Annotated in this window: 10 protein-coding genes; all 10 read right to left on the reverse strand. The window is 44.2% G+C overall.

What is annotated here, in order from left to right:
* Positions 1 to 65: 65 nt before the first annotated feature.
* The 10 genes from MKY73_RS14275 to MKY73_RS14320 all read right to left on the reverse strand — a co-directional run bounded on the left by MKY73_RS14275 (position 66) and on the right by MKY73_RS14320 (position 16408).
* The gene (locus tag MKY73_RS14275; protein ID WP_339308272.1) at positions 66 to 1223 is read right to left on the reverse strand and encodes a glycoside hydrolase family 88 protein; all 1158 of its coding nucleotides are present in this window, start codon (positions 1221 to 1223) and stop codon (positions 66 to 68) included.
* 65 nt (positions 1224 to 1288) lie between these two features.
* Complete coding sequence (locus tag MKY73_RS14280; protein ID WP_339308274.1) at positions 1289 to 2875, reverse strand: glycoside hydrolase family 43 protein; 1587 nt, start codon at positions 2873 to 2875, stop codon at positions 1289 to 1291.
* On the reverse strand, positions 2844 to 3683 hold the full coding sequence (locus MKY73_RS14285) for an alpha/beta hydrolase (RefSeq protein ID WP_339308277.1): 840 nt from the start codon (positions 3681 to 3683) through the stop codon (positions 2844 to 2846). Before MKY73_RS14285 ends, MKY73_RS14280 begins: the two co-directional genes overlap by 32 nt.
* Entirely contained in the window at positions 3680 to 7054 is a 3375-nt protein-coding gene (locus tag MKY73_RS14290) for a hypothetical protein (RefSeq protein WP_339308279.1), read from the reverse strand. The genes MKY73_RS14285 and MKY73_RS14290 overlap by 4 nt, the downstream gene beginning before the upstream one ends.
* A 181-nt stretch (positions 7055 to 7235) precedes the next feature.
* Positions 7236 to 8693, reverse strand: coding sequence for a glycosyl hydrolase family 28 protein (locus tag MKY73_RS14295; protein WP_339308281.1), 1458 nt, complete (start codon positions 8691 to 8693; stop codon positions 7236 to 7238).
* A 220-nt stretch (positions 8694 to 8913) separates the two neighbouring features.
* A complete protein-coding gene (locus MKY73_RS14300) occupies positions 8914 to 10257 on the reverse strand; it encodes an ABC transporter substrate-binding protein (protein WP_339308283.1) in 1344 nt (447 codons plus the stop codon).
* Positions 10250 to 11857 carry a response regulator gene (locus MKY73_RS14305; protein WP_339308285.1) on the reverse strand — a complete coding sequence of 536 codons (1608 nt, stop codon included), beginning with the start codon at positions 11855 to 11857 and terminating at the stop codon, positions 10250 to 10252. The genes MKY73_RS14300 and MKY73_RS14305 overlap by 8 nt, the downstream gene beginning before the upstream one ends.
* A complete protein-coding gene (locus tag MKY73_RS14310) occupies positions 11829 to 13616 on the reverse strand; it encodes a sensor histidine kinase (protein WP_339308286.1) in 1788 nt (595 codons plus the stop codon). Before MKY73_RS14310 ends, MKY73_RS14305 begins: the two co-directional genes overlap by 29 nt.
* 198 nt (positions 13617 to 13814) lie before the next feature.
* On the reverse strand, positions 13815 to 15413 hold the full coding sequence (locus tag MKY73_RS14315) for an extracellular solute-binding protein (RefSeq protein WP_339308288.1): 1599 nt from the start codon (positions 15411 to 15413) through the stop codon (positions 13815 to 13817).
* Between the two features lie 110 nt (positions 15414 to 15523).
* Positions 15524 to 16408, reverse strand: coding sequence for a carbohydrate ABC transporter permease (locus MKY73_RS14320; RefSeq protein ID WP_339308290.1), 885 nt, complete (start codon positions 16406 to 16408; stop codon positions 15524 to 15526).
* Positions 16409 to 16432 lie beyond the last annotated feature (24 nt).

The following is a 16432-nucleotide window of genomic DNA, read 5'->3' on the forward strand; positions in this document are numbered from 1 at the left end:
TTCTCAATAATTTGAAGTTAGATGTATAATTTATGAAGGATAGCCGACTGGAGTAGGGATTTTATTCACCAAAAATATAGATCCTTCCCTTTCAGCTTCAAAATGGCTTCAATAAAATAATAATCGCCATAAATAATGGACTGATGATGCGTAGCACTGTGATAAGCTGCAGATCCATTTTGTAATATGCAATCACAATCTTTGCTCCAGTCTGTTCGCTCTTCAAACAAAGTGCGCAACAATTTTAGAGCGGAATTCAGATAGAGATTCTTTTCGCATTCTCCTACCGCTTTGGCCAGCTCGATAAGTCCACAAGCTGCAATTGCAGAAGCTGTGGAGTCCTCGTATTTTGGTTCTTCTGGCTGCCTGAAGTCTACAGGAATAATACCGCTCTCACCTATATTGGCAATGAAATAATGTGCAATCCGCTTGGCCGTCTGGAGATATTCATCCTTTCCTGTATGACGATAACTCATCATGAAACCATACAATCCCCAAGCTTGACCTCGTGTCCAGGAAGAGCCATTCTCATATCCCTGTCCCCCGTAAGTTTGAACTACGCCGCCAAGATACGGATCGAATTCGACAATGTGATGAACGGAGCCATCCGGCCGCACAAAGCTTTGCATAACCGTATCTGCATGGCGTTCTGCAATATGTCTGAAACGGGGATCACCTGTCTCCTCCGTTGCCCAGTATAACAAAGGAATATTAAACATACAGTCAATGATTGCCCAGCCGCGTGTATCTGTATCGGGTATATCATTCCAGGCACGAATAAATTGGCCCACAGGGTTATAACGGCCAGCAAGCAGATGGGCTGCATGCAGCGCTCTTTTGCGTGAATCGGGATTCCGGGTTAACAGGTAATTGGCCACACTCGTTGGCAACCACATAAAACCAACATCATGATGCAATCCATAAAATTTCTCAAAACTTTGATCCAGCTTATCCTCAGCAAGATTGGCATAGTCTCTGTATTTTTCCTCTCCTGTCAGATGATACATTTGCCAGAGCATACCGCCCCAAAAGCCGTTAGTCCACCAGTTAATACCATCTGCTTCATCACCACTCGGGTTATTGGTTGCCCGGTCATCATGTTCACCTTGCAACGTTGTATATGGAATCTTGAGCTTTGATTTGTCGCTGACCCAGTGCATCTTATCCGTAATGTTCTGAACGGCTTGGTCTATCCAAGCGTGGGTTTGATCTAGCACCAGCATGTGTCTCCCTGCCTTCTCTCTCAAATTTGTTTGTCCATATAAGGAGTTATTGGAACTGATCTCTTTCAGATCAAGTCCTTCTCAAATATTCTGTACTCAAAATAATCAAAATCCGCATGGCGATTCGTTCCCTGCAAATCCTGCACGCAGACACCTGCGAAGGCACCCGTAAAAGATAATTTGTTCATGTATTCATCTGCAAGTACACCACTGTATAATTCAGGCCCAATGACGTTCCAACGCTCGCCATCAGGAGAATAGTAAAATTGGATCTTTTCTTGACAGATAACGGCTTTTAGATAACAGCGCACCCAACCATTAATGACGGCAATATCCTCAGATTCGTCATATATACCTCCTTGATTCATGATGACTGCTGCATGTTTTCCATGATGCTCGTCATGTGAAATTCGCAGATAAAAATGATCTGTTTCGTCGTAAAACAACACCAATCCGGCCATTTGTGTGAAGGATTCCGGCTCAAATTCAACGCAGATCGATATCTCACATTCCAAGCTCTGCAAACGCCTTGCTAACAAGCTCTGACGATGCCAGGAATAAAGCGATTCCTGGCCATACAGACGAAGGTACCCTGGACGCTCCGAAAGAGATAACCACGATTTCTCTACCGGAATACGTAATGAATTCCAATGGATAGAGAGTTGTTCTGTATTAAAATCTTCTCTCTCAGGCTCTGCCGGAAATGGATAGGGCGCCAGCTTTGGCGGCTCTACGCTCAAGCTTGGAAGACGTCCTCCATCTGCCAGGCGGAGCCAGTCATCTTCGGTCCAGATGACTCGTTGCAGAGAGGTTTCACGTCCCAAGGGGCTAAGCCGGCTCCCATCCTGAAGCGGACGGCTGCTTATATGCGCCATATACCATTCCCCATGCTGGGTTTCAACGAGGCTCCCGTGTCCTGCTTTTTGAAGTGGATAATTGGGTAACTCCGCCGAAGTCATGAAAGGGTATTCTGGATCAACTTCATATGGACCGTCGATCGTTCGGGAACGCAGCAAAGTAGCCGCATGATTTATTCCGGTTCCCCCCTCTGCTACAAGGAGGTAATAATAGCCGTTTTTTTGATATACCATTGGACCTTCAGTTACCCCGAGAGCTGTTCCTTGTGTTACCTGCTTGATAGGACCGACTAGCTTACGTTGCTTCAGATCGAATTCCTGCATGATGATGCCGGAAAATCGATTGTGGTTTTTACGGAAGTCCCATTGCATATTGAATAACCATTTGCGCCCATCCGTATCGTGAAAGAGAAAGTGGTCAAATCCGCTTGAATTTAAATGAATAGGCTCTGACCAAGGGCCCTCAATGGCCGGAGCAGTGACAACATAGTTATGAAGATCCTTGAATACACCGCGGCGCCCGACTACATTGGTATAACACAGATAATACAGTCCATTGTCATAACTCAGCGAAGGTGCCCATACGCCTCCTGAACTTGGAATGCCTTTCAGATCAAGCAAGTCAGGACGGTCAAGCGGTCTGGCTACAGGTTGCCAGTGGATCAGATCCTGGGAATGATAAATCAGTACGCCAGGATACCACTCGAAAGTGGAAGTAGCAATATAATAGTCGTCTCCTGTACGGATAATAGAAGCATCCGGGTTAAAGCCGTGCAAGATCGGATTTTGAATCATGGTGAGATCCTCCCTTATTCAGAAATATCCCCAATGCAACATTGAACTCGTCGGGTGTCTCCATGTTAGAAAAGTGGCCTGCTTCAGACAAGAAAACAGTAACCGCATGTGGCATGCATTGCAGGAGCCGATTCGCAGAGTGATGAGCTCCCTTGAAATCTTTTCCCCCATTGATAATGCATACGGGACCTGGATTTTGGATTGCACCCAGTTTGTTCAGAACACCTTCACCCAAAATGCAATCCGGTTCATCGTGTGTGCGTTGCCACCCTGTCCAGTCTGCAATCATCGTCCATAGTCTGTCCTGATACCCATTGCGGTCTTCCCCGCAACCTTCCTGCAAGCGTGCAAACCATTCCTGCTTGAAGCGAGGCAGGTCGATCACTCGCGGCGGTGGATCATCAGGTTTGGGATCCGGGATGGCGCCGCTTGCTACAGTCACGGACCGCACACGATCTGGGTACATTGACCAAAAATCGAGTGTTACAAATGATCCCAAGGATAGACCGATTATGTGAGCGGTATCAATATGCAGTTGATCTAAAAGCACCCGCAGGTCAGCCGCGTGAAGGAAGTGTTTTCCCTCGAAAGGTAAGGAACTTTCACCATAACCTCTCAGATCATAGGTAAGCACCGAATAACGGGATGTAAAATGATTAATCTGCGGTTCCCACATGCGTTGGTCGGCCGAGTGTGCATGAATAAATACCAATGTCTCGTGAGCTGCTTCCTGAATATGATATTGGTATTTCAGACTAATCCCCGGCTCAACTTCTAGACAGCCCAAAAGCAAATTCGTTTGCTTCATTCTATAACCTCATTTCCGAGCAAACCTGTATGTTCTTTTCGAAGAAATTTACCTTCCATATCGGTTTCGATAATCTCTACCTTCAGGTCAGAAGCCTGCCCGCGTTGCTGCATGTCTTGAACGCGAATGTATTGAATTCTGCCGTCTGCCAATCTCACCTGGATTTCGTCTGCAGATTGGGCTGTAGCGGAAAGAATCATAGCTTCATTTTCATAGGGTTCAATAACACTTACAAATCGTGCAGCTCTGCCTCGGACCCGAGAATTCAGCAATTTACGTCTGGAGGACTCATCTCCCAGCGGATAATCCCCACCGATGGAAGTGACCAGACGAACTGCCTGAAGACCTGTCAGATCAACACGGATCAAACCCTCTTGATCCTTTAGCAATGGCTCTGCAGGCAATGCTTGCGGGAACGATTTCGCTCTGATCTTGACCGGGCCTCCGTAATAGTCCACGCCAATTCCATGACCGTTGTCCGTATTTTCACGTATCAATGGCAAGTCAGACAGATAAAACCGCTTGCCATCTTGGTTTATAATATATGGGTCTCCCCAGAAAACTGTTTTTTCGAAGGTTTTGCTTATCCCATGTTCTCCAATTCCTTCTTCCACGTTTACGGCAAGTTCTAGCATTTGAATGCCTTCCACAGACACGTCCAGATCGTCACGCCCTAACAACCAAGCTCCGAATTGGCCTTGAGTCAAGACTCGGCCGTCTCCGCGAATCTGATAAAACAATCTTTTGTCCACTTCCCAATACTCTGGATCATTGCCTATAATAAGATTGATCTGTGGTGGCCAGAGTGAGTAATGATTAATATTCAGCGGGCCATCCTCATTATGGTATGTCCGATTTCCCCGATGATCGTATTCGGGACCGAATCCGGTTTTGAATTGTGCTTTGACAGGACTAGCTGCCTCATACCACTCACATTCCGTAATAAACTGGGCACTACCCAGCGGGTCAGCATCAAGTTGTTCCGTTTGAGCGATAAGCTTTAACCCTTCTGCTGCTTCAAGGGAGGTCAGACCTTTACAATGGAAAAGATTTTCATAATCATGTTCCGTTTCTCCCGAGACGTAATCAAACAGCACAACGTAGTCATCGGTAACGACAGTCAATCGCCGCTGAAATATAGGTTCTGTAAAATCGGTACGTTTAGAATATGCAGGCGCGTTTTCCGGTATTGGAACATATCGCCCTTCGTTCCAGGCTCTCTCCTCGAATGTCGTGTCTCCGTCTACTCGCCAGCCACCATAGGGGGGATAAGACCACTTTGCTTCATTTTCGACAATACAAGCCTGAAAAAGTGTGCCACTGTGAAACAGGGTGAGCTTGCCCTCATTGGGATCTTGCTGCTTCCGGTCTACTACAACCATATTGTGAGTTATCGAGGTCTGCACATAGAATTTGTACATAAACGTGTGATAGTTATACCATATGTTCTCCGGATTGTAGAAGCTGCGCCCGTAGCGCATGACAGATAGCAGGCTGACCCTGTCGTAATGTCCGTGAGCTCCTCCGTGAGAGCCATACTTGACTACAGCTTGAATCTGTTCCCTGGCTTCCCGGCCTTCGGTCTGTGAGCGAAGGATGGCTATACCGGAATTGTCTGCATGTGCAGAACGAAGATAAGGTTTAGACGTACTGGGTGTAAGTTCCGGAACGGCATATAATAAATCCCGGTCCGCAAGCTCACAGTTCAGCAGAATATCTGCATACTCGGGCTTGCGAAACAAATAATACGCCAGATCATATCGAGCATCCATGTAACCTCTCGGCGAGATGCCCGGCAGTTTCGTCTCCGCCGAATCATTAATGCCAAAAAGAACACCGCGGTAATCAGCAAAGGGCAGAAGGCTGTCCCAGAGCTGTGTTATGGAACGATAGTTCAATTGTGATGGTCCCCATATATCCACACTCAGTCCATCAATATCCGGTTTTTTTCCGGGTGTTATCTGACTGTGGTATTGCGCAGGAACCCACATTTCAGCAAGGTTGATGCCCCACGGGCGACAGCTTTGCGTAATTTCCGAGAAGAGCCCAGCAGCCATCAGGTTATAACCGACCGAGCACTCATACCACCAGCCGTCATCCAGTGTTCCTTTCGACAGATGATCGATGTATCCGCCGTTGCCGTATAGAAAACGGTTCATCCGCTCCATATCTTGCAAGGCCTGACTGCAGTAAAGCGCCCCAATCATCTCTGCAAGAGTCCAGTTGGATATTCCTCCGACGCTTAGTGCCCAATCAATCAAATCCATAAATAACCGAAAGGTATATTCTACATTTTGATGATCGGTTGAACTTAGCAAGCCGGAATCAAAAAGCAGATCATACACCACCGCTACATGTTTGAAAAATTCACCTTCGTGCACAAGCTCCTGGTGACACGCTTTTCGTGTTCGAGGATACCCATAGTCTGGGTCAGTAACCCCACGGAGGAATGAAACCAGTTTTTCTGCGAAATCTTGTCTTCCAGTGAGTTTCCAGGCAATAATAGCGTTTTCAGCCTCATGGGCGTGATAACTCTCATACAGAAATTCTCCGGTTCCTGGAGGTGGCAATATCCATTGCTGTGCACGCTCCACATACATATCAAGCAGATCGCTTGCCCATGAATTCTCTTGCACCTTGGTTTCCACATTTGTCCATTCCTGCTCCACCAGTTTGATGTAGGGGTGCGGAAGTGTTCGCAGCGTAATTAGTTCTATGTGTTCTGTCAAATCTCCCCGGCCTCCTGGAACAATCGCCAGCTTTTGTACTTCATATCCGCCTGGTGGGACACGTTTGGATACCTCCACCTGGATGGTCACTTTACAGGAGTCACTTGGTTCCAATAAAACAGTCTCGGGTTGAACAGACACCTTCATGGTTTCCCACCCGTAACGTGTCTGGTTCAATGTTATAGATTGAATTTCTTGCGTATAATTGGTTAGTTCGAGCGTGTAGCTTGCTACTTGCTCGGCTTCTGCTGACCGTGACCTCACAGAAGTTTGAACATGAATTCCAAGACTACGCTTTATCTCCAATCGGCGAATCGACATAAATGCTTTTCGCTGAGGTATGTTGTGTTGATCCGGAAACTCTGCTGTTAAGCGTACGGAACGAACGAATTTCCATTTTCCAGCCAATACCTTCATGTCATCAAATTGGTCAAATGGAACAATCATTTTGCTGGCTCCGGATGCTGAGCTAATCCGATTGCATCGATAACGAACATACTCGATTTCTTCTGGCAAAACGCCTTTGTCACGCAACAATCCGACTTCGAGTGTAAGATCCATCGGTTCCCTAAGTGGCAATTCAGCTTCCAGTTCAAGACCGTACCAATCTCGCAGATCAACACTGTATTGGTTCTGACTCAAGAAGCCTTTCCGGGTCCAATGATTATTCAGGTTCACTCCGGGAAAACAAAAAGTTATGGTTTCACCCTGCGTCAAAATCAGTGACTCCCCAGATGCATAAGCTGGCTCAACCTTACACGAACACTCGCGATCCCATGTTAAAAGATTTATATTGCTCTCGCTGGTATGCATTATCTTCCCCTCATTCCATGCTCTGATTGCTTATCGTGAAAGTGATATTCTGTGTGAATGGATTGATCATAAAATTCCCTTGTTCGGGCTTGCACACTAGTTCATCATGAATGTGCAAGTTTTCAAAGACTACATTTTTGACTGTTCGATAGTCATCGTATCCGTAAATACGATTAGGATGGGTATTGCGTCCGAAGTACGTAATATTACGGAACAAAATGTTTTCTATGGTGTGTCCAGGCTCTGGATTGTAATCCTGATTTTTGATTACTCGAATATCGACCAGTTGTCCACGTTCAAATTCCTCCACGCGGATGTTCTCATACGTGACGTGGCGTATTATATTTTTATCACCGGCATTAATGGCCATAGCTCCCCAGTAGTTCTCCTGAAGTTCATGATGCTCAAGAATATCTATATTTTCAAAAAGGATATCCTCAATAACATCCCCGTTGCAGTGATGATTGCCATGTGTACCCATCATTAGCGGATGTGCAACGTCTGCCCAAAGAATCGAATTTCGAACCGTGACTCTTCGTGTATCTCCACAATATTTCCATCTGGAACCATAAACGGCAATGCAATCGTCTGAGGTACGCAGAAATACATCCTGAATTTCAATATCTGAACTTGCCATCATGTCAATACCATCACACCAGCCCCGGGTACTGAATGCTTTAAAGTTAGATATATGCACGTCTTTCGACTGGCCAATGTATATGCTGTAATGAGGCGGATCAAGTACGATAAGGCCTTCTACTGAAACGTTGGCACTAAACAGGATACGAATCCCCCGAAAAGCCGAGTATCGATGAAATTCAGACAGATCGATGATTCCTCGACCACGAATAGTAACGTTCTCCACTTTATCGCAGACCAATGAACCCATAATTACAGCACCACCTGCAACATAAACCGTAACATTGGAGGGAATGCGAATTAACGTTTCTTCTATATAGTGCATGCCGGGTGCGAAATACAGGATGTGTGGATGTTGTCCATCTCCCCCATCTGGGGTGCCGGTCATCTGGTAGATATCTTCACTCCGGTGAATGGCAGGTTGAATGAGATGAACGCCAGCATCATGAGGTTGAGGTGGTGATACTTCCAGCGGATTGGCAAACAGATGCAGATTGCCAAAACGATCGCCATTCACTTCGATAGACAACTTGCAGGGTTGGTTGAGCGTAAATTGTATGCACCCTGCTTCCACAGTAAAAGGGATGGCCTGAGACAACGGACGAATAACAACCTGTTTCGGAATGGTATTCAGACATTCTATTCGAACTTCAACGGTTCCTGACATATCGAAATAAGCCATTGAAGCGGATCGGACCTGATGCATATCTACCTTCGCCTCATAGCTAAAAAGTTCTTTCCATTCCTCATCTGCCTGACGCACTTGTACCTTGAAATCTCGGCATTCTCTGGCACCCTCAGGCTGCGGATAAACCGTCAATTGATTCATATTCTGCCCCCTTGCTTCCCAAGTCTCTTTCCATTGTATCCCGTTGGCGCATGGCTGAAATGATGCTTTTTTTGGCGTCATATGTATAGTTTTTTAGCTTTTCAATCAAAAATCCCCTGTGAAAGTAAGTGTTCAAATACCTACTTTTACAGGGGAACCATAACTTGAATTTTATGAGTGTTGTTGTATTACCTTAATGGTAACTGTTGTTTAAAGAGACTTACGGACGTACTTTTAATTGATCCCATATTTGGTCTGCTCTGGTTAAGGCTTCATCCGTTGAAATATTTCCTGCGATCATCTCTTGTATAACCTGAAAGAATGCGTTACGGAAACCAGGAGGAATCTCGTCTTTTCCCCAGTAATGTTCCATTCCCCGCAACTTCACCATGTTTGGATTGCTAAGCCATCGTTGCACCTTCAGCATAAGTGATGTAGATTCAAAAGGTTCATGCTCTCTGGTCGCCGGAGTACCACTCACAGCCTGTAAATACTTTGGGTACTCTTCATTGCTATAGAAAAAATGCAAAAACTGTTCAATGACCTTCGCTTTATTTGAATCAACAGCAGCCTGCGATGACATGGCCCAACCTGATGGCTGGGGAAGTCCCAAAATATAAATATGTCCCTGGCGATCAGGGACTGGAAAGAAACCTATCTCGAACTCCGGATCGGCCTGTTTCAATTGGTTAAACATCCACGGCCCCGACATCATCATCACCGCTTTGCCACTAACCATATAATCAATGGTCTGGTGATCCGCAATGTTCATGAATCCGGAAACGACATAGTCGTTATCCCACAACATTTTTAAATCCTGTAAGACGCGTTTCGGACCAGCATCCGTCCAGCTAACCTGACCTGCGGTTCGTTTACGGTTCCATTTCTGGTCTTTAGCATAGATATTATTCAACATCAACTGATTGGTCCAGAAACCCATATGCCATAAATCCTTGCCTCCGACCACCAATGGATACACACCTTTGTTTCGAATTACCTTACAAAGTTCAAGAAATTCCTGATATGTGGCAGGTTCATTCAGTCCCCAGTCTCTAAACATTTTTTTATTGTATACAATACCTTGAGGTACTTCCGCTTTGAGCGGTGCCGTATAGATGGTTCCATCGACGGAGGGAATGTTGTCAAACAATCCGACTATGCTCTTCGGCAACTCTGCTAATAAGCCAGCATCGGCAAACAGCTGGGTATCCCTCATTTCCATGAGATCTGGAAACTGGCCCATTGCATCCAGCAAGGACAGCTCATCACCATACCCTTTGGCTTGCTGCGTATGTTCAAGTACAGTGATTTGTACATTGAGATGGGATTTTTTAAAATCATTAATAATGGTTTGAATTCCTTTATGGTGTGCCCCGTCTCCCATAGCGTAAGTGATATTGATGTGAACCGGTTCAATCTCAGTAACAGATGAAGCGAAAGAGTCCTTTGGAATCATCTCGCAACCTGTAATAACGAGTAGCATCAATACAAGGCTGATCTTCTTCAAATAGATAAGTTTAAACGCTCGAAGGTACGGTGGATGAGGTTGAGTTGAATTAGCCATGTATCGTTGTTCCCTTCGAATTTCTGAATTCCTGTGGAATCTGACCATAGTATTTTCGAAACATGTCGCTGAACAGCCGAGCACTATTATATCCTACCCTTTCTGCAATTTCATACACCATCAGATCGGAGTAAAGTAACATCCGTCGAGCATGCTTCATTCGAATCTCGGTTAAATATTGTTTATAATTCTGGCCAGTATGTTTTTTGAAGAAAGTGCTGAAATAAGAAGGGTTCATAAATATAAGTGCCGCTATCGAATCCAGTGTAATGTTCTCGGCATAATGAGTTTCAATATAATCTTTTACCCGTTTGATCTGCACGTGCTCCTTATTGCCAAGATTGTTCTTCACCGTAGAATAAATATCCGCTATAAATTCAGTCAGAAAAGACTCAACTTCCTGAAAGGTATTATATTCGTTAAGTCGTTGAAGCAGCATTTTGAAGTCCTCATTAAGAAACTCCAGAGATACATCTAATGCTTGCAAATACTGACGCAGGGAAATCAACATGTCATATACCCCTGACACCGCAGCATGTTTATTGCCTGTTGCAGCTTGCTTGATCGCTAGCAGCAGTTCGGACAAAGGCTCATGTAAAGCTTCAGCATCGACGGCCTGAATGAGTTGTTCGAAAAATCGGGATTTCAACTCCTCTACATGCAACTGCGCAGCAGAGGTATCTGAAGAGAGAGTGTATGAGTTAACATGTCCGGGGCCTAGAAAGTATGCCCAGTCTAAGGCTTCCAAAGCTTGATTGAAGGAAAAGAACGTTTCCTGAAGAGAACTCACGGCACCTCCCACTCCGATGGTCATATCCAGTTTCAGATAACTTTTTATCTGATCCCGAACCGTTGTTGACACTTGAACCGGTAATCTGCGATCTTCACTTAGTATGAGATAACAAAACATCTCTCCTTTGCGGAAGAATAAGCTTAGTGGGATGGTTCTCAAGCTCTCACGCATGACATTGGTTATGGCAAAATCGATCAACTTCCGTTCTCTTTTCTGCCACCTCAGTTGATCTTGTACACTCCTGCTGTAGTCACACGCACATATTGTTGCAAGCATTCCATCTTCCAGCGTTAGGGAGTTTTGAAGGATTTGAATGGCGTGATGATCACCATCAGTCAAACGCTCCAGTAATTCTTCAAACGTTCTGTCCTCATTATCACGCTCAAGGTGCTGAAGTTTCTCACGTTTCCGTTCCTCTTCTGTTTCTGCCCGAATTAGAGATATTGCCTTTTCAATCACCAGTTCCAACTGTTGCGTGTTCACTGGCTTAACCAAGTAATCCAAGGCTCCATACTTTAATGCTTCCTGAGCATATTCAAACTCTTTATGAGCACTTATAAAGACAACCTTCGGTGCTCGGCGTGATGTCTGAACATGCTTTATTACATCTATGCCGGATTGGCCTGGCATGCAAATGTCACTCACAATCAGTTCAGGATTACAGCGATCAATCAATTCAATCAGTTCATTTCCATCGTAAGCCTCACCTACAATTTCAATCCCGAGCTCCTGCCAGTCAATGAGCATTTTCAAACCTCTTAGGATCACCGGTTCATCGTCAGCCAGAATCATGCGAATTGTTTTCATGTTGCACCTCCAGGTTCAGAGGGAGCAGAATTCGCACCGAAGTTCCAATGTGAGGTCTGCTCTCCAGATCTAGTCCATATTCGTTCCCATACGCTGCCTTAATGCGTTCGTGTACATTTTTTAGTCCAATGCTCTTTCCGAGTTGTGAGTCCTGATGATTCAGATGCTTTCGTAAGCACTCTAATTGTTCTTGTTCCATCCCTGTTCCATCATCATATATCGTTATAATCAGATTGCTTTGTTCCAATTGTTCAATTGTAATTAGGACACGGCCTTTCCCTCCCTTGGGGCGGATACCATGATGAACAGCATTTTCAACGATAGGCTGAAGGATAAGCTTAAGCACGCGGGCTGAGGTCAACTCACGTGACTGCAGGTCGATTTGTAAAGAAATACGATGGTCAAAGCGAACTTCAATTAAATGAAAATAGTGCTGAAGATGCTCCAGTTCCTGGCCTAAAGTTACCGACTCATCCCCGTAATCAATGACATATTGTAGTTGGTCAGAAAGTGCATGAATCATATCAGCTACCTTTCGATCTCCATTAGCTACAGCACTCATACGAATGACTTCTAGTGTGTTATATAAATAGTGTGGTCTGATCTGGCTTTTCAGAGCATTCAGTTCCGTCTGTTTTCGTTTAATTTCATTGACATACGCCGTATTTATGTGATCTTTGAGTCGTTCTACCATTCGAATAAACCCATTTGCCAGCCTGCCCATCTCATCCTGTCGGCTCGTTTTCAGTTCAATGTCCAGATTGCCTGACTCCACTTTGATCATCTGACGTATTAACTGCAAAATGGGTTTGGTGAACATCCTTGAAAATATTAATCCCATTAAGAAGAGTGCAGCAAAACTTGCAAAAGCAGCTATCCAGACACTGTTTTTGGTCCGGGTAATCGGGGAATAAATGTCTTCTTTCGACATTAAACCGACAACTTTACCCTGAATATATGGAAGCGGCTCACTAAAGATAATCATATCCCCGCGTGATTTTAGCCTGAATTCATCAAAGCGTGAACCTATACGGTCCCGATGATTCGAATATAAAATAATATCGTTCTCATTCACAATGAAGATCTCATCTTTTTTGCCAAGTCTCGATTGTTGAAGCAAAGCGTCAAACACACTAACATCGATATCCAGAAACAACGTTCCGTAACTTCGAGGCGGGGTTTGCACACCTCTCGAGATATCAATCCAATTCCTTGCAAAAGTCATAACCAAATCCTGTGAATTATAATAAGTCTCCATGTGATACGGAAACACAGAAAGCTTTTTGGAATTCATTGTAATCGTGTAATCCCACTCAATTGGCGGGTAAGTCACAAAAGGATCCATTTGCTTGCTTCCCCGGGATTGCTGGTAGAGCGTTTCTTCGCTTGCACGTACAAACAACACATTTTGGATATTGGGATCGCTGAAGAGAACGGTTTTGATGAAATCATCCATAACAGGCGAGTTCAGTCCATCTGCATACAGGTCGGATGATTCATTGGAAAAAATACGATCTGGTTGTGCCTTGGTGTACATTAGATTGGTAATATCATCATACCTTTTGAACATATCATTCACGTTGTTACGCATGTAAACCATCATTTGTTGAATGTTATTAACTGTGTGCCTCTCAATTTGCCCCGTAAACTGATAGAGAGAGAGTAAGGTTAGCACAAAAATCGGAAGCAGTCCTGCAATCAAAAATGCTACGGAAAATTTGAAAAACAGACTGTGCGTGAAATTAGGTCGAATTTTCATGATGCTCGCTCCCGCTATGACAATGGTTTTGGTTCAATCATAAACCGAAATAACATGGCATGAAAGATTTTTCTGTTTGAAGGTTCACAGGGTGAGCACATGGCCTATTTACAGGGCAATCATTTCAAAATATACAGAGAACACCCGCCTCGTGGCACGGGTGTTCATTGCAGTGTAGATCAACAGGAAGTGAAGTTATTAGCTTTGACTCTGATCCAGAAATGCTTGAGCCTGCTTCACCAGTTCCTCACGAATTTTCTCCAAACCGAGATTACGCAGCTCTTTGTTCATGCCAGCAGCACTTTCACGCCAGTTGGCATCAAGTCCGTTTTTAATAATTGGGTCAAGAGTAGCTGCTTTTGGCTGGATTTTAGCGATTTCTGTCTTGACAGGTTCAGTATTGAACACAAAACCAGAAAGCGGCAGTTTATAATAGGTATCGTTTTGCGTTTGATAGGTGATAAGTTTCATGGCATCTTCAGAGTTATCGGCACTGATCCGGGACAGCGTTGGATTCCAGGTCAACTCATAGCCGGGAAATGCATAATTCTGTGTATTATCAGTTGATTTATATTCTTTTTCACCTGATGTACTCCAATGCGTACCTTCTATACCGAGCTCAAACAAGTCATGGTTCTCCTGATTTGCAAATAACCAATCCAAAAATTTCATCGTTCGATCTGCGTTTTTAGAGGTTGCAGGTATAACGAGATCGTTCCATGCTTTGTATTCAGTCCCGATAGCTCCCTTTTCCAAGTTACGGATTTTTGAGTTATAAACGAAGAACTCCAGTTCAGCTTCAGGTACTGCTGTTTTCAGTCGGTCTCTCATGCTGGCATAACCGTTGATGGTTCCTTCATTAGCAGCTGATTTGCCGCTGGTAAACAAAGCACCAGGATCTTTTTCATTCAGGACATCCTTCTGTACATAACGGTTCCATTCAACTTTTGTATCATTATTTCCGTAGAAGTAGTCCGAGTTGTTGAAAGGTGCAGGATATTTGGCGTACTCCTCTTCCGGATCACCAAGTGTTGTGGCTCCAAGTACTGTCTTTTGATCCTCGGATAAAATCAGATTAAATGTTGTACCTGTCCCCGAGATCGCATAAGGTTCAGTACGAACCTGGGTTTGAGGTTCTTCATTCCCAAACATTTTAAAGAATCCGCGATCTCCCATCAAAGCAAACGGAATCATCTCAGGTTCATTTTCCTTCACCTTATCAAGATAAGTTTTAAGTTCATCGTAAGACTGGATCGGAGCCAATCCATATTTTTCTCTCAGATCCTTCCGAATGTAAATCACTTCGGAATCATAGAACATATTTGTGATAGGGATTGCGTAGATATGACCATTCACTTTATTTGCATCGAGAAACTCTTGTGAAAATGCTTTTTTCAAGCCTGGGTATTCATCATTATTAAAATATTGATCCAGTTCCTGGTAAAATCCCTGTGAAATATTTTGGTTCAGATTCATCCATGGCGCGTCAAACATTAAGTCTACTGCTTCACCGGCTGCCAGCTTTAGCTTGGTTTTTTGTTTATGGTCAGCTGCCGGATTGAATTCGATATCAAGCGTGGTATTCAGTGTGTCTTTACTTCGATTGCTGAATTCTGCCAGTACTTTGTCCATATCTACGGGCTTATCTCCGAACAGCATCACCTTTAAGGTAACAGGATCTGTTGATGAAGGGCTCGCACTATCTGTACTTCCGGATGAAGAAGAACAGGCGCTCAGCAATCCGCCCAATAATGCGGTGACAACAAGGGGTGCGAGAATTTTGGACATTTTTTTCATGATACATGAACCTCCCTTATAATGTTTGTCTGATGAATATCTTCATTGACAGCATGCCAGAAGATATTCCATTTCTTTATGAATGAAAGGTACAGTATGCATTGGATGAATTATCCTTTGACTGCGCCTACCATTAATCCTTTTACGAAGTACTTTTGCAGAAACGGGTACAAGAAAATAATCGGACCAATCGTTACTACGGTAGTTGCCAGACGAGTGGTCAGGGTGGGCACGACATAATTAGGTAAGGAAACTTTGGCAGACAGCTCTGAGGCAAATTGGGTATTGCTCATAATCCGCATAATTAAATATTGCAGTGGCCATAGATCCTCTTTCGAGATATATAACATGGCTTCAAACCACTTGTTCCAAAAGGCCAATGCGTAGAATAATCCGACGGTAGCTATGGCCGGCATGGAGATAGGCAAAATGATGCGGAACAGGATGTAGATATCGTTAGCTCCATCAATTTTGGCTGACTCTGCAAGCGATTCATCAATGGATCTAAAGAAGTTACGCATCAGAAACATGTTCCATGGACTAACCAGTGCCGGGATGATCAGCACCCAGATCGTGTCTTTCATGTCCAGATATTTGCTGATGAGCAGATAGTTTGCTACCAGACCACCGTGAAACAACATGGTGAAATAGACATAAAAATTGATGGTGTTTCGGTACTTGAGATGACGTAAGGACAAAGGATAAGCTAGTGCACAAGTAACAAGCATAGCAAGTGCCGTCCCTACCACTGTGACAAAAATCGTGACACCATAAGATCTATAGATTGTGGCATCTTTAAAGATTAGTTTGTAGGCTTCCAGTGAAAATTCACGCGGCCAGAGAGAATAACCATATTTGAGAATGCTGGATTCGGTTGATAGAGAGCTGCTGATCACCGAGATGAACGGGAATAGACAAAAGATTGCGAATATTATCAACAGCACATGAAAAACGATTTTTACAGATCGGTCCTGCCAGTTTTCTTTAATTACCATATCACTTCACCTGCCTTTTACTTC

This window comes from Paenibacillus sp. FSL R5-0519 (genome assembly GCF_037974275.1).
Lineage (GTDB): Bacteria > Bacillota > Bacilli > Paenibacillales > Paenibacillaceae > Paenibacillus.

Coding starts and splice junctions, on each gene's coding strand:
- MKY73_RS14275 (WP_339308272.1), bottom strand. CDS start 1,223: ATGCTGGTGCTAGATCAAACCCACGCTTGGATAGACCAAGCCGTTCAG.
- MKY73_RS14280 (WP_339308274.1), bottom strand. CDS start 2,875: ATGATTCAAAATCCGATCTTGCACGGCTTTAACCCGGATGCTTCTATT.
- MKY73_RS14285 (WP_339308277.1), bottom strand. CDS start 3,683: ATGAAGCAAACGAATTTGCTTTTGGGCTGTCTAGAAGTTGAGCCGGGG.
- MKY73_RS14295 (WP_339308281.1), bottom strand. CDS start 8,693: ATGAATCAATTGACGGTTTATCCGCAGCCTGAGGGTGCCAGAGAATGC.
- MKY73_RS14300 (WP_339308283.1), bottom strand. CDS start 10,257: ATGGCTAATTCAACTCAACCTCATCCACCGTACCTTCGAGCGTTTAAA.
- MKY73_RS14305 (WP_339308285.1), bottom strand. CDS start 11,857: ATGAAAACAATTCGCATGATTCTGGCTGACGATGAACCGGTGATCCTA.
- MKY73_RS14310 (WP_339308286.1), bottom strand. CDS start 13,616: ATGAAAATTCGACCTAATTTCACGCACAGTCTGTTTTTCAAATTTTCC.
- MKY73_RS14315 (WP_339308288.1), bottom strand. CDS start 15,413: ATGAAAAAAATGTCCAAAATTCTCGCACCCCTTGTTGTCACCGCATTA.
- MKY73_RS14320 (WP_339308290.1), bottom strand. CDS start 16,408: ATGGTAATTAAAGAAAACTGGCAGGACCGATCTGTAAAAATCGTTTTT.